Annotated in this window: 13 protein-coding genes; 3 read left to right on the top strand and 10 right to left on the bottom strand. The window is 43.5% G+C overall.

All coding sequences use genetic code 11. From position 1 onward, the window contains the following. The first annotated feature begins 141 nt into the window (after positions 1 to 141). The 3 genes from ACW9KT_RS12690 (at position 142) to ACW9KT_RS12680 (ending at position 4,101) form a co-directional block, all read left to right on the top strand. Positions 142 to 1,482, top strand: coding sequence for a DUF4910 domain-containing protein (locus tag ACW9KT_RS12690; RefSeq protein ID WP_457080911.1), 1,341 nt, complete (start codon positions 142 to 144; stop codon positions 1,480 to 1,482). 72 nt (positions 1,483 to 1,554) lie between these two features. Then, entirely contained in the window at positions 1,555 to 2,928 is a 1,374-nt protein-coding gene (locus tag ACW9KT_RS12685) for a glutamate-1-semialdehyde 2,1-aminomutase (RefSeq protein WP_457080909.1), read from the top strand. A 72-nt stretch (positions 2,929 to 3,000) separates the two neighbouring features. Beyond that, positions 3,001 to 4,101 carry a glycosyltransferase gene (locus ACW9KT_RS12680; RefSeq protein WP_457080907.1) on the top strand — a complete coding sequence of 367 codons (1,101 nt, stop codon included), beginning with the start codon at positions 3,001 to 3,003 and terminating at the stop codon, positions 4,099 to 4,101. 97 nt (positions 4,102 to 4,198) lie between these two features. Here ACW9KT_RS12680 and ACW9KT_RS12675 read toward each other — a convergent pair whose 3' ends face one another. From ACW9KT_RS12675 to ACW9KT_RS12630, 10 genes are all read right to left on the bottom strand, one after another. Then, positions 4,199 to 5,161 carry a GDP-L-fucose synthase family protein gene (locus tag ACW9KT_RS12675; protein WP_457080905.1) on the bottom strand — a complete coding sequence of 321 codons (963 nt, stop codon included), beginning with the start codon at positions 5,159 to 5,161 and terminating at the stop codon, positions 4,199 to 4,201. 67 nt (positions 5,162 to 5,228) lie between these two features. Then, positions 5,229 to 6,302: a GDP-mannose 4,6-dehydratase gene (locus ACW9KT_RS12670; protein WP_457080903.1), complete on the bottom strand. Its 1,074-nt coding sequence runs from the start codon at positions 6,300 to 6,302 to the stop codon at positions 5,229 to 5,231. A 670-nt stretch (positions 6,303 to 6,972) separates the two neighbouring features. Then, positions 6,973 to 10,173, bottom strand: coding sequence for an Ig-like domain-containing protein (locus tag ACW9KT_RS12665; RefSeq protein WP_457080901.1), 3,201 nt, complete (start codon positions 10,171 to 10,173; stop codon positions 6,973 to 6,975). A 1,573-nt stretch (positions 10,174 to 11,746) separates the two neighbouring features. Then, positions 11,747 to 12,583, bottom strand: a complete 837-nt coding sequence (locus ACW9KT_RS12660) for a glycosyltransferase family 2 protein (protein ID WP_457080900.1) — start codon at positions 12,581 to 12,583, stop codon at positions 11,747 to 11,749. A gap of 44 nt (positions 12,584 to 12,627) precedes the next feature. Continuing rightward, a complete protein-coding gene (locus ACW9KT_RS12655) occupies positions 12,628 to 13,773 on the bottom strand; it encodes a glycosyltransferase (RefSeq protein ID WP_457080898.1) in 1,146 nt (381 codons plus the stop codon). A 157-nt stretch (positions 13,774 to 13,930) separates the two neighbouring features. Continuing rightward, complete coding sequence (locus tag ACW9KT_RS12650) at positions 13,931 to 14,878, bottom strand: glycosyltransferase family 2 protein (protein ID WP_457080896.1); 948 nt, start codon at positions 14,876 to 14,878, stop codon at positions 13,931 to 13,933. 4 nt (positions 14,879 to 14,882) lie between these two features. Beyond that, entirely contained in the window at positions 14,883 to 16,181 is a 1,299-nt protein-coding gene (locus ACW9KT_RS12645) for an O-antigen ligase family protein (protein ID WP_457080894.1), read from the bottom strand. Between the two features lie 14 nt (positions 16,182 to 16,195). Continuing rightward, positions 16,196 to 17,389 carry a glycosyltransferase family 4 protein gene (locus ACW9KT_RS12640; protein WP_457080892.1) on the bottom strand — a complete coding sequence of 398 codons (1,194 nt, stop codon included), beginning with the start codon at positions 17,387 to 17,389 and terminating at the stop codon, positions 16,196 to 16,198. Positions 17,390 to 17,412: 23 nt separating this feature from the next. Next, a complete protein-coding gene (locus ACW9KT_RS12635) occupies positions 17,413 to 18,489 on the bottom strand; it encodes a hypothetical protein (protein WP_457080890.1) in 1,077 nt (358 codons plus the stop codon). After that, on the bottom strand, positions 18,486 to 19,292 hold the full coding sequence (locus tag ACW9KT_RS12630; protein WP_457080888.1) for a hypothetical protein: 807 nt from the start codon (positions 19,290 to 19,292) through the stop codon (positions 18,486 to 18,488). Before ACW9KT_RS12630 ends, ACW9KT_RS12635 begins: the two co-directional genes overlap by 4 nt. Between the last annotated feature and the right edge of the window lie 3 nt (positions 19,293 to 19,295).

The raw sequence follows: 19,295 nt of genomic DNA, 5'->3' as shown, positions 1-19,295 counted from the left end.
TTGTACAGAATGAGTATAGTGACAGCAAGATGAAATATGTGTTGTTGCGCCGATAGCTCACGCGTAAAAAACGCTTTGCTTGCTCTCCATATTTAAGCTCTACAACAGACAGTTTGTAGTATCCGCTTATTCTGTTCTGGTATGACTTCGCCAACGTCAAAAAAAGCCCCCCATGCTCTGTTTGAAAATGAAACTACTGAGCAGCCAATAGCTACGATGCCTGAGCTCATGACTCGGCTATTTCCTATTTGTCGTAGTATTACGGGCGATGGAGTGAGGGCTACATTGGCGATTCTACGTGAGTATTTGCCTGACTTAGTTATTCATGAAGTGCCTAGTGGTACGCAAGCACTCGATTGGACTGTGCCAGCCGAGTGGAACATTCGGACTGCTTGGGTGAAAAATGAGCAAGGTGAACGAGTAATTGATTTCGCTAATCATAATCTCCACATACTGAATTATAGCACTCCTATACATAGTTGGTTTACGCGGTCTGAACTCGACGAGCATCTATTCTCGATACCTGACCAGCCAGATCTGATTCCGTATCGAACTTCTTATTACCAACCGAACTGGGGCTTTTGTTTAGCACACAATGATCGTGTGGCACTGCCTGATGGCCGTTACGAAGTGTACGTTGATACTACCTTAGACTCGGCCGGAAATCTTACCTACGGCGAGCTTTTGCTACCAGGTAGTACTGATGAAGAGGTATTAATATCTAGTCACTGCTGCCATCCATCGTTGGCTAACGATAACCTTTCTGGTATAGTGGTGGCTACGTTTTTGGCTCAACACTTGGCTAGGCAAACGCGTCGGTACTCATATCGTTTTGTGTTTGTCCCGGGTACTATTGGTTCTATCACCTGGTTGAGTAATAATAGGGAGACTGTAAGCCATATTCGCCATGGCTTGGTGGCTACGCTACTTGGTGGACCGGGAGCTTTTACGTACAAAAAATCACGCCGCGATACAGCTGATATAGATCGAGCTGTAGCAGTGGCTTTACGCGATACTGGGCTACCCCACGCGGTACGACCTTTCTCGCCCTATGGCTACGACGAGCGTCAGTATTGTTCGCCCGGATTTAACCTGCCTGTTGGCTGCCTTTCTCGTACACCATTCGGTGAGTTTCCCGAATATCATACATCTGCTGATAACCTCGACTTTGTGCGCCCTGAGCAGCTCGAGGAATCTATGTTGCTATTTAAGCAGGTGTGTTTTATGCTCGAAACTAATGTGCGATACCGTAACCTTAGCCCCTACGGTGAGCCACAGTTAGGCCGCCGTGGATTATACAAAGGTGTTGGCGGTGGTACGGAGGGTGCTGATTGGCAAATGGCACTGCTATGGATGCTCAACCTCTCCGACGGAGAACATTCCCTCCTCGATATAGCCGAGCAGGCCAACTTACCTTACGCATTACTTGAGCGAGCCACTAAAGCTCTCGTTACCAGTGGTCTGCTGGTACAGCTAGCCTAGCTATAGTATAGCGCGTAATAAAAAATGCGAGCTTACTTTCATGACCCTCGTTTATTGCAAAGTCTTAGTCGTATGAACTCTTCCATCAATATCGCCTCAGTGGATAACTCATCTTTGAATCATTATTCAGATGAGCCGAGCTTTGCTCGTTCCATGGCCTTGCAACAGCGGTTTCACGACCTTATCCCTGGAGGCAGCCATACCTACGCGAAAGGCGATGATCAATTTCCGGAGCATATGGCTCCTTACATTGTCCGGGGGGCAAATTGCCGGGTATGGGATGTGGATGGAAACGAATTCATCGAGTATGGTATGGGCTTACGCTCCGTTACACTGGGTCATGCGTTTGCGCCAATCGTAGCGGCTGCCCAAGCAGAAATGACTCGCGGGGTCAATTTTGGTCGTCCAGCAGTATTAGAGCTAGAAACAGCCGAAGAGTTTCTTGATTTAACGCAGGCCGGCGACATGGTTAAGTTTACTAAGAATGGCTCTGATGCTACTAGTGCTGCCGTCAAGCTGGCTCGTGCTTACACTGGCCGCGACTTAATTGCGGTGTGTGCTGACCATCCTTTTTTCTCTGTTGATGATTGGTTTATTGGCACGACACCCGTTAATGCTGGAGTTCCGCAAGTAGTACGCGAACAGTCCCAGCGTTTTCGCTACAATGATATTGATAGTCTGATCACTGTATTTACTGCGTTTCCTGGGCAAATTGCTGCAATAGTAATGGAAGTGGAGCGCGATGTGCCACCACTTCCTGGTTTTTTACTGGCAGTGCGTGCTCTCTGTGATAAAGAAGGGACTGTACTTATTTTTGATGAAATCGTTGCGGGGTTTCGCTCCCATGTAGGTGGGGGACAGGCTGTACATGGCGTTCGCCCCGATTTGAGTGCTTTTGGTAAAGCTCTCGGCAACGGATTCTCTATAGCTGCCTTGGCTGGTCGCCGTGAACTCATGGAGCTAGGTGGCTTACGGCAGTTAGACCACGACCGAGTATTTTTGCTTTCCACGACTTATGGCGCAGAATCGCACTCCTTAGCTGCCGCTCGGGCCGTCATGCAAGTGTACCGCCAAGAGCCGGTTATAGCGCATCTGAATGAGCAAGGTGAGCGACTACGGCAAGGCCTGCAGGCAGCGGTTAGAGACCATAAATTGGAGGACAACGTTCCGATTTTTGGACAAAGCTGCTGTCTGTTTTTCGGGTCGCGCGATGCGGACGGACAACCATCGCAGGCCTTCAGAACCTTGTTTTTGCAAGAAACCCTACGGCGGGGCCTACTGCTCCCATCCTTTGTAATCAGCTATTCCCATACACCTGCCGTAGTAGATACAACTATCGAGCGAGTTCATGCTGCCCTCGCTATTTATCGCCGAGCTATAGACGAAGGCATTGATAAATATTTGATTGGTAGACCAGTACAATCAGTTTATCGCACACGTAACTAAACACAACAGAACAAGCGAGATAGATTGTAAAAAATATCTATACAATTTTTAATGTCGCTCCTCTGGGTATAAATGAAAAACATAACATTTTATTTAGCTGACCAAAATCCTCATCGTGACCGCAGTCTTGGTATTACAACTATTACCAAAACGCTAATGGGTGGTCTGGTAGAAATGCCAAACTACTCTCTTTCACAAGTCGTCTCTAAATCATCTTTTCAGTTTGAGCATCAGGCTGTAAACAAGTATTTGCTCCCTTGGCGTACAGATGAGGGAAAGATTTCACGCATTCTAACCGATAATTTGCACCCACTTTTTGTGCGGACAGCAAAGCCAGATATTTGGCTGTATCCTAAGGGCTATATCTCTTACGTTAGCAGACCCAATGAGCTGGTAGTTAGTGTTATGCATGATGCTCTGCTGCAACATTATGCAGATAAGTACCCCGCTACTCGCTCTAAACTTGATTTGGCGTATTGGTTAGGCCTGATGAAAGCCAGTATTCGTAGGAGTGATCATATTCTCACTGTATCACAAAATGCGAAGCAGCAGATTTTGAATTTTGCTGATAGATATAATATTCCAGTTCCACAAATTCATGTTACTTACGAAGCTTCGGATTTCGAAAATCTGTCTCTAGGTAGCGCAATTAGTAAGGAGGATTATGTACTTCATTTAGCTTCCGACCAACCTCATAAGTGCACACTGCAGTTTTTACAGCTCTGGCAACAATTACAAGCAGTAAAAAAGGAATTAACACCCTTGCATCTAGTGGGTAATTTTACGCCTGCTGTTACACGATTAGCAAACTCTATGAAGGGCGTAGTTCTAAAATCACGTTTAAATCAAGACGAGTTTATTAATACCATTTCCAAGGCTCGTGCTCTAATTTTTCCGTCAGAAATGGAAGGGTTTGGTCTCCCCGCTATCGAAGCCTACTTTCTAAACACTCCAGTTTGCTATGTAGCAAATACAGCTGTAGCTGAAGTGCTAGGCAAAGATGTCAAAGCCGGTCAATATGAAGTAAATGACTTTGATTCATTCGCTCAAGCGGTAGAAGAGGTATTAAACTTAAGTCCCATCATAATAGCCGAGTCGAGAAGCCGGTTATTAGAACGATACTCCAAAAAGAAATACTTACAAACTGTTGATCATGTACTGATGAGTATTTAAGTCACTAAATCTGCTTTAAATAGTGCCTTAACAAAAGTGCCTCCTGGCTTCAGCCAGGAGGCACTTTTGTTAAAGGGAAAGAGTCTAACGAAATTGGTTATGTAGTGGAGAAAACTTGGCTGCTGGCCTGAGGTTCAGACTCCCATTCTGCCAAAGCATATACGGCCGCTATACCTTTATCCAATGGAGTTGAAGCACGCCACCCCATGCTAGATAGCTTGCTGATGTCAAGTATTTTGCGTGGTGTTCCGTCAGGCATAAGGGCATTAAAGCGTAGTTTTCCACGGTAGCCAGTGATGCGCTGGATTAAGCGTGCTAAATCGGCAATAGATATATCCTCACCTGTGCCGACATTAATAGGTTCTAGACCATCGTAATGAAGCATAAGGTGAAGACAAGCATCAGCAAAATCATCTACATGTAAAAACTCACGACGAGGTGTGCCAGTACCCCATATTTCAACAGTAGGCGACTCATTCATGCGCGCCTCATGAAACTTACGTAGTAATGCTGGCAACACGTGCGAGTTTTGCACATGGTAGTTATCATGGGGGCCATATAGGTTAGTGGGAATTGCGGTGATAAAAGAACAGCCATGTTGGCGTCGATAAGCCTGACACTGCTTAACGCCTGCTATTTTTGCTATAGCATAAGGTTCATTTGTTTGTTCCAGAGAACCTGTTAGCAGATATTCTTCTCTTAATGGTTGGGATGCTAAACGAGGGTAAATACAGGAAGATCCTAAAAAAAGCAATTTGTGCACGCGATTCTCATAGCTCTGCTGTAACACATTCGCTTGGATCATTAAATTGTCATATAGGAAATCAGATGGATAATTGCTGTTAGCATAAATGCCACCCACGCGAGCAGCAGCCAAAAAAACGTATTTTGGTTGCTCAGCTGCAAAAAAGTTCGCAACCGCTGATTGGTTGCGTAGATCTAATTCTTGGGAAGTGCGGGTTACTAAGTTTTGATAGCCAGCCGCACGCAGACGGCGTTCAATAGCTGAGCCAACCATTCCGTGGTGACCGGCAATATATATTTTAGCTGATAACTCCATCGGAAAAACGTAAGGCGAAAGAAAAGTGAAGAAGTTTTTGAAGTGTCAAGGTAGAAGACGGAAAAGATTATAAGAGAACTAAATGGTCATCCAAAAGTGATTTGATGTCGTGCTGAACAAGTTGTAAGTCGTGCTGCACCATTTCCTGAATTAAAGCGCAAAGATCGTGACGAGGTTTCCACCCTAATTGGCGTCTGACTTTGCTGACTTCCGCAAGTGGTGGTTCTATTATCTGATTTCGGTAACGAGTAGTATCAATAGCTGTAACTGTTTGACCCGGCATTAAAATAAAATCTGTGTCATGACAGGCAACTACATAACCAACCTCACGGGCGTCCTCGCCTTGGAAGACAATCTCTATTCCTAACTCCGCAAAGACCAGCCGCACAAATTCACGAACCGTGGTAATGACACCAGTGGCAATGACAAAATTTTCGGGCTTGCTTTGCTGCAATATACGCCACATACAATCTGCATAGTCCTGTCCATATCCCCAATCAAGCCGGCTATTAAATGAGTTCAAATACAACATTCCTTGTAAGCCTAAAGCAATTCGGACAACTCCTCGTATAATCTTGTTGATTAATGGAGGCTCACCATAGTAGCACAGATTACGGCCAAACAACATCCCATTACAAGCATACATACCATGAGAGGTACGATAGAAGTCCATAATGTGATAACTGCTTGGCTTAGCTGAGAAGCGAGATATCACTGCCTTATCAAATTGATTCCCTAATACGGGGGGGGCTGATTGATAAACGCGAATACTATGAGTTAATCCAGAAACATAGATTGCTTCCAATAAGCGTAGAGTACAAAGGGCGTTGATTTCGTTGGCGTACTGAAGTGTCTTAGAAGAATCGTTTATATATGATGAATTCCCTAAATGATAGAGTTCATCTGGTCGAACATTCTCTATAAGAGAAGAGAGTTCTTCTACGTTTACTAAGTCAGCACTATGTAAATGGAAACAAGAGTGATTTACAAAGTAGAGGCAATATGCAGTACCTGCACGGTTAATTTCTAACTGGAGATTATGGCTTTTGATGCCATGAACTTCGTAGCCTTTTGCTAGCAGTAGTTCAACTAGATGAAACGCATCAAGTCCGATAATGCCAGTTACTAGGGCCTTTTTCATTCTCCAGATAAGAGGCTATACTGCTAGTTATATCGTTGATCAATAAATGTACTACCAATATTTAAAAGTGCAATAAATTAATGTTAAAATCAAAGAAAATACTAAACATATAAGTGTCATAATTTGATAACATGCTAGTATTAATAGGTTCACATATTATAGTCTGTAATAGCTAACTAAGTAGGAATTTAATTTATAAGCTCTAATTACTACCCTACCTGGCAACACTGCACCATGCAACCTAGTACAAAGTGAGCGTCGAAGACCCAACATAATGAGCTAAGGCATCAAACCGCAGATTAACCACTGTAAACCCCTACTTCTCGCCAACTCACAAAGACCAAGCTCTATGGCAACTTATACCTAATATTTGTAGCCGAATTGCAAGTGCTATTTAATTATGTAGCGTGACAACTGATTCCGATGTATAGCAATTATCCAGTCTACTGCCTAATGGCGCCTTAGTTTTCTTAAAGTCAGGCTTTGCTATTCGATTTATACTTTGATACTTTCTACTGACCCGCGCTGTAGCAAGGTTCATTATGCTAGGTGGAAGCACACGTTGAAATCAGCCTTTTCTACTATCCTATCGGGATTGGCCAGGTTGGCATATATGCAAAATGCCCAACCATATAGGTTGAGCATTTTGCATATAGAACTAACTAATACTTTATTTATTCAACTTCAACATCTTACCAGTCAAAGAGCCAGACAGGAACATCAAATAGTACCTTCCAGAGGGTAAGTTTAAGCTACTCATATCAATGCTGCTTTGGGCGATGCCAGCGTTGAAATGAATGTTACGCCGCTGAATTAATCGACCAACTTGATTAAACAAGGCCACATTCATGGTTTCTGCTGCCTTGAGTTGAGTTGTAATTGTAACTACATCTTCAAATGGGTTAGGAAATGTCTGAGCCGAGACAGTGTTGGTGGCAATAGGCTGGCTAGGAGCATTTACCGTGCTTGGAGCGTTGGCAGGAGCATTCCAAATCTCTATGCCAGAAATGTTAGCTTCACCACCTGTGCTGGCCAAACGAATAGTTCCATCTGTAACGGTTGCAGTTAATGGGCCTACCTTATCCCAGTTACCAGCTGACCCACTCGTGTAGTTGTTGAGAACTGTTTTATTGTTGAGCGACAAGCTAAACCGTTCTGATTTATTATCCTCCCATACATACACATATACATTATATGCTCCATTCGGTAGGTTTGTGAACTGCACCTTTACATTACGTCCACTGACCGATGAACGAATCATCTGTGCCCGTGCATCATCAGTAGTGGAGCGCAGTTTTACATTTTGGTTAGAAAACAGATTACCAGTAATAGTCACATTAGGAGCTGAGTTTCCTGCTTCCCACTGATTACCATCCAAGCGCACGGCGCTGCCATTGATGTTGATGGCCCGGTAAAAGAGGGCATTGGCTGGCGGTGCTGGGGCTGGCGCCGGGGCAGGGGTAGGAGCGGGGGCTGGTGCTGCCAGCACTTGGAGGCTGACCACGGAAGAGGTAGCGCTCAAGCCGGCATTGTCCGTTGCCCGGGCCGTGAAGTCCACCGAGCCAGGGCTAGCAGCGGTCCATGTGAATTGATAAGGAGCCGTGGCCGTTTCACCTACCTTCGTGCTACCTTGAAAGAACTCTACTAGCTTGACGCTGCCATCCGCATCGCTGGCTGTGGCACTCAGCACTTGGCTTTGGCCCACCGTCAGCGTCTGGGGGGCACCTGGAGTGCTCAGCACAATGCTGGGGGGCAAATTAGGCGCCGGGGCAGGTGCAATAGACTTCCATAATTCTACTCCTGATACGTTAGCATTATCTGCTGCGCCAATAGCTCCAATTTTCAATTGTCCATTAGTAACGGCAGCGGTATAAGGACCTAATCTTTTCCAAGTGCCTGCTGATCCACTAACAAGCCCAGCTTGTAATACTTGGCCTTGCACAGTTACATCAAAAACCATTGAAAAATTATCTTCCCATACATAGAGGTAAACTAAGTAATTACCTGGTGCGACCGCGGAGAATTCAATGCCGGCGTTACGGCTTCCTATAGCTGAGCGAATCACTTGGGTGCGTATATCATCAGCAGCGGGATTTAGCGTTGCAGTCTGATTGAAGAAAGGCTCACCAGTAATAGTCACATTAGGAGCTGAGTTTCCTGCTTCCCACTGATTACCATCCAAGCGCACGGCGCTGCCATTGATGTTGATGGCCCGGTAAAAGAGGGCATTGGCTGGCGGTGCTGGGGCTGGCGCCGGGGCAGGGGTAGGAGCGGGGGCTGGTGCTGCCAGCACTTGGAGGCTGACCACGGAAGAGGTAGCGCTCAAGCCGGCATTGTCCGTTGCCCGGGCCGTGAAGTCCACCGAGCCAGGGCTAGCAGCGGTCCATGTGAATTGATAAGGAGCCGTGGCCGTTTCACCTACCTTCGTGCTACCTTGAAAGAACTCTACTAGCTTGACGCTGCCATCCGCATCGCTGGCTGTGGCACTCAGCACTTGGCTTTGGCCCACCGTCAGCGTCTGGGGGGCACCTGGAGTGCTCAGCACAATGCTGGGGGGCAAATTAGGCGCCGGGGCAGGTGCAGCAATCTCTATCAGACCAGGTTTAATGTTATTTTTTTTGGTTTTTTCCAACCAGTAAGTCCACTCTGCTTCTTCAGTCTGTACTGTGATAGGATTAGGTAACGAAACGTTATTGTTATTGAAGTGTATGTTTCGGAACCACATATCATTACGATCCTGCCAGTTACCCTTTTTTACATATCCTATCTGATTGTCGTGAACGGAGATGTTGAAAAAGACATCGTCAGAAGCATCAGTGGGTGTAACTTTGCTGCTATTCCAAGTATACATACCTACGTTGGCAGAGACAAAATACTGACCATCAACGTGGCCACTTGAAACAACACGGTTGTTATAGATTTCGATGTCATGACCATTTGCTAATGCTATGCCATAGTTCATCATGTTAACCACTTGATTATTATAGCATTTAGCAAATCCAGGTGAATTGGCTAAAGACGTAGGGTATCCGTCACCAAGCAAAATACCACCACCTGAATAGCCCTCTGCTGTGGCTGGAGTTGGGTAGCCACCTTTGATAAAGTTATCATGTATTAAAATTGGGCTATCAGCGGTTCCATTTGAATGAAATAAGTTGATGTTATCTTCAACAGCGCTCTTATTAGGAGTATTAATAACTTCATTCCAAGCAATCTCGATACCGCGTAGCCCTTGTAGAGCGTTGAATTGTACAAACTGCACAAACTCTTTTCCTCCATTACGGTAACGCCCATCAATCTCTCGAGCTTGATTGTATAACACTTTTACCGTTTGATTGATACTTCTGTCGCCTGTATAACTAGCCAAATAGATACCTGAAGTTTGCTCCATATAGTTATGCTCTATACGGGCATTCTTAAAGTTATTAGCGTCAAAGAATCTTCCCTGACGGACATTGTCCGCTGTAGGAGTCAGACCATAGCCACGCGTGTTACGAACTGTGACATCATTGCCTTGATAGTGTGCCCATATAAGGATACCTGCACTCCTGATATTCGAGTTTTCAATAACTACAGGTTCAGAAGTTTGAATTGAAATTGCAGGCTTGCTTGAATCCAAGCTTTGCCAGTTACCACTGTATGTGCCGCCTTTGGTAATAACAAGTGGGCCATTGTAGGTGATGCTAGATGATTGAGCATGCGACGGCATGACTCTTAAAGCTACTAATAAGAACACCGCAAGAGCTGAGCTCGACCAATGGCTTGTAATTTTTAAGTACAATTTCTTCATCTGATTTTTATTTAACTTTTTCCAGTATTCCCTTATGAGTAGATGTCGGTAAAATTCTATTTGCTGAGCTGCATTTATCATTTATTAAGCAGATAAGTTCCAGCTAGATTTATGCCAAAGTTATAAACATCTTGTAGAATGTCTGTGTAAGATGGATATGTATATAAATTATACTATATAAAGGCGTTCTTTGGATTGAAGAATATTTATATAATGTGTTGACATTTGTTATAACATTTTTATAAATATAAATTAAAAAACGGCTTTTAGAGCATACATGATGAGTAATAATATAACATTTTACATAGATGCTTAAGGCAAAAAGAACTTTTCGTGTTAGATTTATAATAAATATTATTTTAGCTTAGTTAAAGTTAAAATAATATCAATATAATTATATTATAAAAATCATATAAACGAGCAAGGTTCTGTTAGCTCATGATAATGGTGTAAAATTATGGTGTGTACAAATGATAATTTGTATTATTATAATAACACCATGGTTTGCTATAAATGAGTTTGATGATAATTCAAGAGTCTATCAACTAAATCCGCTTATCACACTCATGCCCTTAAGATCTATCTCAATAAACTATTATGGATGATAGATTATGACATATTAAGTTGCTTCAGTTTGTAGAGGACTGATCTCTTTTTAACAATTAGAGGGAGACCTATATAATCTGGAAAAGACTTTCCCTATTAGGACCGACAGGACAGCTGACGACAGCTTGATTATAACCAGTAATGGTTCAACGGCTAAGCTAATAAAGCTGAATTCGTGAGTCGTGAATTATCGAGACGTGAAATAGAACAGTTTGCTGTGATTAAGGCCTCTAGTTAATTATGCCAAATGTGGATAGTGTTATATCTGGGAGCAAACTGTACTCAATAACACAGAAGGCGAAAGCTAGGAATTGACACATGAACATACAGTACGAGGAAAATATCTATCATACATATCCACAGGTATACTTGTATCGCCTTGCGATGGGTAATTGGTCTTTGTTATAAGTTAACTGGACGCTAATAGAGCATGAGTATAGCTAGATACAACCAATGTTAGGATACGAAAATGAGCTTCCTCCTAAATCTAAATAAGAGGCATGCTTCCTGCAATCGTGTAGCGGCCACTTTAATACTCTCAACTCTGCGCTTAGCGACGAGTGAAAAAGAGACCATGTTCACAGCCAACCATAATTCTGTAAGGCCAAAGCAAAGTCACGGCTCTAAACATCTGGACGCCATTTAAGCCGGTCCAGTGACTGTCGAATTTTCTGCTCTGTCTGCGTCTAAGTGTTCCGATGAAGCATATCAAGAAATAACTTCCTAACTATCACTATTGATCAGGATGCAGAGCTAGTATATCAACTACGTATACCAACAGCCGACCATAGGTTAAAGCAAAAGCCTAATAAACGAACTGTAAGTAGGCAATATTCTGCTCTGGACAAATGATTATATCAATGGGTTGAAGGTAGCTTTTCAACCACTCACCTCTTGCTCCCTACCCTACTTAAAATATCTAAGCACACCATATGATTACCTTGAGTTGAGCAGTTGCGCTCAATCACAGTTTTACTAAAAGTCTAAGCATAACCTAAACATGTAATTTGTTGTTATACAGTTAGTTGAACTTTTATATCGCAATATATTAAAGCCAGTAACCTACTAATCGGCGCATATATCCACTAGCTAAATAAAAAGGAAGAGCAGCTGGGGGGCAATTACGACGAGCAAACTGAGTAAAATCTCGGAGGTTAGCGCCCCCCCTTATGCTAAATAAATGATTATAGTAATTGCGTATACTCCTGAGTTTGCGATTGTGCTGATCACCGCTTTCATCAGGGTACGTTCCCAATTTCGCATCAAAGTTCATGTAAACCTCAAAGCCAGCTAAGCGTGCTTGATGCGTAAAATCATAGTCAGCGTAGTAGTGCGGCAAAATGTCGGCTGCAAACAAACCAATACGATCAAAGACAACGCGAGGAATTAAAAGACCACGTCCAGGCAGATTCTGAGTTGGCCATTGGCCCTGACGCTGATCAGGAGATAAATCATCAATCAACCGACGGAAGCTACCAGTATGCCAATTTAACCATCCACCGCTATAGATGGGTTCTTGAGTGATAGCATCTAATTCGAAAGCCCCATATAAAGCTGGAGGTCGACTAGCCGCTGCTTCCTTCATCCTCATTATAAAATCAGGATAGACTATTACATCGTTATTCATCGTCATTAGCCAATCGGCTCCTTTATCAAGTGCATAACGTAAACCAAAATTTACACCTGCTGTCCAAAATAAAGATCCAGTACCAGCTAAGACTTTTACTTCTGGATAGTATGTTGCCAGCGTGTTTGCCGTATCGTCAGTAGATCCGTCATCCACTATTACTATCTGAAAATCTTTGTCAGTTTGTTTGCGCAAGGAGTCGAGGCAAGCTCGAGTGAAAGAAAGCCGATTGAAAACAGGAATGACAATGTATAGCATAGTAGAAGTGCACAAGGGGCCGCGAGCATATTGGGCCTGAAAAGCTATATAACTGACTGAGGTACCAAAACGTGTTTATTGATTGGGACCCCGTAAAGACGCAGTAATTTGGAAAGAGACGAATTCATCGAATAATGTTGCCGAACAAATTCGCGACCTGCTTCACCATAACGTTGACGTAGAGAAGGCTGCTCAATCATCTCCTGCAAGGCATCAGTAAAGGCCGCAGTATTAGGTGGAACACAACGACCAGTCTGGCCGTCAATTACTAAATCACGTTGCCCATATACATCAAACACCACTGCGGGTAAACCACAACTTAACGCTTCTAGTAGCGAAATGCTTAGCCCTTCAAATAAGGAAGGCATTGCATAAATATCAGCGGCCAATAACGCTTGACGCACATTATGCATTTGGCCCACAAACTTTACTACAGTATTTAATCCTAGCTGTTGAGCTTGTTGCTGTTCTTGTGCATGAGTAACGCCCTCACCTACATGAAGATAAACAAGGTTATGAATGCCCCTCAACTGTAAGATTGGTAAAGACTCTAAAATGACTTTATGATTCTTGATAGTGGAACAGCCCCCTACGGAAATAATAACAATAGCATCATCAGGAATAGCAAAGTGTCGACGAGCGGCAATCCGTTCTTCTATATTGCGCGCGGGTACAAAATGCTGTTCGTCAAGCCAGTTAGGTACTAAAATAGTAGGATTATAATAAGTACGAGCTTCTACTTGAGCAACTGAAGGACCGATAGCGGTAAAAGTTGTTCCAAACAATCGCCTTGCGAGCCATCGATAAATGCTGCGGCGCCAACGTACCTGCCCATAAAAAACAAAGTTGTTATGCACCGTAGATACAAGTCGAGGAACACCTGCCAAGCGTGCTACGAGTAGATACCAGAAAAAATTTTGCTCTGTATGATTATGAACTACGGTAAACTGGTTTTGTCGCAGGAAGTGATATAAACGCCATAAATGTACAATCGACCAAGTGGTATAAGGTCGATGGTGTATTGTAAATCCTGCCTGTTGCAAAGCAGAAGCGTAGTCACCAACTGTGTTGCCGTCGGCAAGCATATGTTGTTCAAAACCGTTTGCTTGTATTGTGGGCATTGCCAACCTAAGCATCACTTCGGCCCCACTAAAGCGTAGAGAATGAAGGATGTGAAGTATTTTAGGCATAGGTAGAGACACTATGTAACAGACTAAAAGCTCGGGCAATAAGGAGTTCGCAATAAGGACTGCTATGCCATTGTTAGCCGCTGAATGGCTTTAACAACATTCCTCCGATAGCTGTAGAGATGATCTCTGTAAAGCAACGTTTGATTAGATGCTGAAATCATTTCAAGGTGGTTACCGAACGTAATCGGGCCATTATTTTATCACGAAGAGTAATTTTTAATAGTTGATAATCAGAAATAGGGTCGCGGAGTACAAATTTGGGGTGTTCTAAAGGTTGGGGTAGTGACGCGGAAGGAAGGTTAGCCCAAGGGTGAGAGGGATTGAACGTATGTGTTGCCTCCCCTCCGAATCCAATATTGCTGATTAGATTAACTATCGGCATTATACTAAGTCCTGACTGTATAATGATTGCAAAAGACCATTGATAATCCCAAGTATCAAGCTGCTTATTATGTGTAGCCCAAAGTGGACGTAATAACATACGCGCTTCAATACCATTGAAAAAGTGCCTCCAAAAATATTTTTTGCGCTCTAACTCAGGTAATAAAGGAGTATCTACATGATAATGCTTCCAGGCTCGGCGCCAACTTGCCCACCCCCAGATAGCAGCATGATGAGTGAAATAGTAGGAATAGTCAGAATCGTGTACCCAGCCACGCATTATATTGTTGCCATTTATATGCATCACTCGTGTATCATCACGGTAATGGTAGAGCAACTCCTCACAATAGGGGAAAAAAGAAGGATTAGGCAAACAATCGTCTTCCAGAATGATACCAGCTTCCTCATGCTCGAAAAACCAATCAATTGCTGTACTCACTGCTTGGCGGCAACCTAAGTTATGCTCCCGGAAAAGTGTATGCACTTTGCATGGCCAGTCAACTCCCGCTTCTACTAACTTTCGGACGGCATCACAAGCCTCTTTTTCGGCGGGCTTATTGGGACGAGCACCATCAGCGGCAATATAAAGACGAGGAGGCTGAGCAGTCCGGATAGCTGCTAGTACTTTCTCAGTGACATCAGGACGGTTGAACACTAAAAACAAAACTGCTACACGGGGAGCTTTACTTGTTGCTACAGTAGAAAAAGAAGAGTCAATCGACATAGAATTAGGCAGAGTAAGGTATCGCCGCAGATGGAGATTCCTTTTCTATTGAATGAGGATGGGCTTGTGTAGAAGCCACATTGAGCTCGGCCAACTGTCTTATACGAACAAGGCCTAAACCTACTATTCCATAAAAGCATGATGGTAAAGCATACGAATAGCCATATAACAGACTAGTAGCAATGAATACTGACCATGCCATCGCTTCAGGATCAATAGCTGGGCTGCGCACCATCTGATACAATATGTGCAGTTGAGGTAGAGAGAGCAATAGTAAGCCAACGACTCCTAAATAGAATAAAGAGTCTATGTAGTAGCTGTGTAGAAAGTGGCCATTACCATCTGGAAAGACAACTAGCCAAGGCTGATCGGGGTCGTAAAACTGTATGGGCAACTCGAACCCCTGGAATCGCATACCAACTACTGGGTTATCTTCAATAAAGGGCCAATAAGATCTAGCTTGCTCAGCTCTCCATCCTCCTGTGCCCTGTTTATCATGGTTTTCAATGTCAGATATATCATCAGCTATTTTGAGTAGAATCTTAGGGTTAGTTGCTGCTAAAGTGGACAACGCTAAGAATATTATGATAGCCGGAATGCCAAACAGGGGAAGTAGGGTTTTGAAGTCTAAGCGCTGTCGAGCCGTACGCAATAGCAACAAGCCGTTAAGCGATAAGGATGCTATTGAAACTACCCAAACAGTCCTATGTTGAAAGAACAATATTAGTCCTGCAACTAAGAAGAATAGCATCAAATGCAAGGACTTACGAGTATGAAGATATGAATTGAAATGAAAGAGCAGAGGCAAAACTAATAAGTAGACAGATGAGGCATGTAAACCACGGTCGTGATCGACGAAAGCCCCCATACTTAAGGAATCTGAATTGACAATAGCTAGGTTAAGAATAAGGCCTACCCAAATTACTCCAACTAAGTCTGTTAAGGTAATGCGCTTCGTTAGCTCATAAATTCCATACAAAGCTGTCAAGGCGAACAAAACCATAACTTTCTGGAACACATGCGGATAGATTGCCGGTACGTTGTATTGCAGATAAGATTCAGCCATTAACAGGCTCATGCCTATCAATGCCAGCCAAAAAACATAGCGAGATATTCCCTTTAGGTATTTGTATAAGAGTATGCTTATGGGTATACAAAGTGCTATCAAAAAGGCTGGGTACGGGCCTGAAGAGAGGCCTTCTGTATTCGTTTTTCCTCCAGCTAATAAGTCGGAGAATAATGGATCCAATATCAGGATAGCCAACAAAGGGACTATGTACAAAAGACGATAGTGGATTTTCATGGTAGTAAACCTATTTAATAAGACACAGCTGTTACTGTCTTAGAAGAAATTTGATTGAGTACTCGATGATACTGTGCCTCGTAAGCCGCAGTGACAGTAGATATCGAAAATCGTCTCTGTACCATATCAATGCCATGAGCGCTTAATTCTTCATACTTCTTGGGCTGTGTAAGTAGTTCACATACAGCATCTGCGATTGCATTAGAAGAATTTATATCCGTCAGAACACCATAGCGGCCATGCTCAAGAACCCATGGAACTGCACCAGATTTGTGTCCCGCCACCACTGGTACGCCAGCTTGCATTGCTTCTACCAACGTCATGCCGAATGACTCTTCACGAGAAGGGTGGAGCATTAGGTCGAACTCAGGCAAAATAGTCATCATTTCAGTATGTGTGGCCTTACCAGCAAAGTGCACGCCTTCAGTCACTCCATGTGCCTCAGCCCAGCGGTAAGCTATGCCATCAGGCGCATAATCAGCACCATATAACCAATATTCTACGTCGGAACCTAAACGCTTACGCACCTCACAAAACGCTAGTAGAGCAGTATCAACGTTTTTACGAGAAGACCACTCGGCAAGCATAGAGATTATTCGTCGCCGAGGGCCTGTTGGAAAGGAATGAACACCACCTGGGGCTGGTCTAAGGGCATTAGGTACTACTACTGGCTGCCGAGTATTATTTTTTAGGCTATTCGCCAAATATGGTGATACGGCAGTGAAGTTTTTACCCCATCGTAGAACTCTGAGTTTTAATAATAATCGAGCTACTCTATATGCATCGGGCATATAGCGTAGGATTAGCCATGGGTCATCGTGAAGAGTAATTAGATGAGGATAGCCGCTAATTAGAGCGCCTAGTGCGAATTCATAGCCCCAATGAGCATGGACGATCTCTGGTTTATCCTGCTGAATAAAACGAGCTAATTCCTTACCTTCTTGTTGAAATAAATCTAAGCAACGGTGACGAGCGCGAGGCCGAAAGTGGCCCAGATATATTGTCAGATGGGGACCGCGCAGTATGACTGGAGTTGTAACCTGAGGATCTAATGAGTAGATAGATACATGGTGACCAGCCTCGAGTAACCCTTGAACTAATGGTGTAATGGCGCTGCCTCCCATACCACTAGGGATGACAGTGTCAGCAACATCTAAATAAGGACGTAACGCATCGACATCAATAGGTGTAGAAAGCCCAAGTTTCATAGCGGTGTGCGTCAACAAAAAAATTAACTAGTGGAAGCGGAACGGTGAAGCAACCGCTTAGCGATTACCAATAGCCGTGGGAGTTTAGTGGCCAAAGTAAGAAGACGACGTGGTCGCCAGACTACATGTGGGACACCTAGATAGCTACCTAGATAATCTGCAAGTGCCTCAGGGGGCAATTTCCAGAATTGGGAATCATGTTTAACTACTTGGCGACTAAGTACAGGTAGTCCTTGTGTTTTCTCGTTAGGAAGATGCCATAAAGGGAGCAAGGCATCGGACTGGCGAACATTCGTCTTATTATAGTTAGTCCAAAGACGGCGAATATAAGGACTAGCGTCAGACCAAGGACGAGGCAGCCGATTACATACGAAACTAGTCATGTACTCATCCCCATCAAAAATGTTTCGGTTATTACGAAATCTAGGAGGAGACGTAGGGTAATCCCTTATTATTTGCTTCCAAGTTGTATCAAGTTCATTCACTACTTCTGCTAAGCGCTCACGGCTTCCACCAATGATTTCACCTCCGAAATGAATTGGTGCCACTACTGGATAAGTTGGATCAAGTTCTCGATACAAGTCGCCCATATCGCGGCGGCTTAGCCCATGAATCTTTGTTTCTGGTAATGATTCAGGCTCCGCATCTAAGAGCAAAAGCGTATCACTTTGAATTAAGTCAGTTAGTGCTAGTGAGGGACGAGTCCAAACGCAATCTGAATCAAGCAATAAGCTGTAGCTGCCAGACTCAGGCATCGATAAACATCTTAGAACGTCAAGCTTGTAAAAAGCATTACGAAATTCGGTGATAAAGTGCTCAGGCGGCCGAAATGATTCAAAAGCTAATAGCCTGATTTCTATACCTAAATTGTTCAAAAATTGCCGGAAATCAGTGCCACCCCAAATAGCTGGCTCTTGGTCATTCGTATACAGAAAGTGACGGGCTGTTGGATTAAAGCGTATTGAGGTAGCGAAAAATACAGCAGTACATTGCCAGTATACCTGACGTCGCTTGCTAGCACTTATATCGCGTAGCTGTGGATACAACGAGTTTGGTGTGCTATTGTCATCTACACAAAGACTAGTTACGATATTGATCATATTCTAGACTTGATAACAGAAACTAGTTTCTTAAAAGATATCTCTTTTGGCGGCTCTTCATCGTCCTCTGTACCTGGCATATAAAATCCTCGTAGAGAGTAATCTATTTGAATACCTTCAGCAGTAAATAAGTCCACCACCGCATCTTTATGCCATTTTCCTCGATAAATACCAGTAACTGGGTTAAATGGAATGATTGCGCAGGTTGGATAGGAATAAATATCGCGGTTGATGGTATAAAATAACTCATTAGTGCCTTTTACCCGGCGATTAACGTAAAATTCTGTTTGCCACGGATTTTCGTGCCGCCTAAAGTAACGAGCCATGCGTCTAATGTTCCACATAGATGCCATAGCACTAAACAAATAGTTGTCGGTGTGATCCACCTCCCACAAATCAGGAAATACGCTTGGATGAAATGGCCCTTGATTACCGCTTTCTACTAGCCCTATATAGCTCATTTGATGCTCCAGCATCGTGTCTACTAACCTTTGAACAGTTTGTTCAGGTACGTAATGATCCAAAAACATGTCTTCATGTAAATAGACAACAATGTCTGTGTCAATCTGCTTGAAGGCTTCTAACAATCGCGATCCATGTGGTGTGTTAGTATTCCCTGTGAAACGAGCGACCCGTGTACATGTGATATCTAGGCCAGGAAAAGAGAAGTCTTTGGTCTCTGTACTTAAAAATATTCTTCCCTTATAGTTAGGCCAATACTTTTTAAATAATGTAAAAAAGGGAATCCAGCAGTCAGAGTAACTATCAGTACTACTAACTAAAATGGAGTAATTGAGTTTCATCAA

The organism is Hymenobacter sp. HD11105 (assembly GCF_054051685.1).
Note: the sequence above shows the minus strand (reverse complement) of the source record. Positions and strands in the feature narration are given on the sequence as shown.

Bases quoted from the DNA above. Each gene is read 5' to 3' on its own strand.
- ACW9KT_RS12690 (WP_457080911.1), top strand. From the start codon at position 142: ATGACTTCGCCAACGTCAAAAAAAGCCCCCCATGCTCTGTTTGAAAAT.
- ACW9KT_RS12685 (WP_457080909.1), top strand. From the start codon at position 1,555: ATGAACTCTTCCATCAATATCGCCTCAGTGGATAACTCATCTTTGAAT.
- ACW9KT_RS12680 (WP_457080907.1), top strand. From the start codon at position 3,001: ATGAAAAACATAACATTTTATTTAGCTGACCAAAATCCTCATCGTGAC.
- ACW9KT_RS12675 (WP_457080905.1), bottom strand. From the start codon at position 5,161: ATGGAGTTATCAGCTAAAATATATATTGCCGGTCACCACGGAATGGTT.
- ACW9KT_RS12670 (WP_457080903.1), bottom strand. From the start codon at position 6,302: ATGAAAAAGGCCCTAGTAACTGGCATTATCGGACTTGATGCGTTTCAT.
- ACW9KT_RS12665 (WP_457080901.1), bottom strand. From the start codon at position 10,173: ATGATAAATGCAGCTCAGCAAATAGAATTTTACCGACATCTACTCATA.
- ACW9KT_RS12660 (WP_457080900.1), bottom strand. From the start codon at position 12,583: ATGCTATACATTGTCATTCCTGTTTTCAATCGGCTTTCTTTCACTCGA.
- ACW9KT_RS12655 (WP_457080898.1), bottom strand. From the start codon at position 13,773: ATGCCTAAAATACTTCACATCCTTCATTCTCTACGCTTTAGTGGGGCC.
- ACW9KT_RS12650 (WP_457080896.1), bottom strand. From the start codon at position 14,878: ATGTCGATTGACTCTTCTTTTTCTACTGTAGCAACAAGTAAAGCTCCC.
- ACW9KT_RS12645 (WP_457080894.1), bottom strand. From the start codon at position 16,181: ATGAAAATCCACTATCGTCTTTTGTACATAGTCCCTTTGTTGGCTATC.
- ACW9KT_RS12640 (WP_457080892.1), bottom strand. From the start codon at position 17,389: ATGAAACTTGGGCTTTCTACACCTATTGATGTCGATGCGTTACGTCCT.
- ACW9KT_RS12635 (WP_457080890.1), bottom strand. From the start codon at position 18,489: ATGATCAATATCGTAACTAGTCTTTGTGTAGATGACAATAGCACACCA.
- ACW9KT_RS12630 (WP_457080888.1), bottom strand. From the start codon at position 19,292: ATGAAACTCAATTACTCCATTTTAGTTAGTAGTACTGATAGTTACTCT.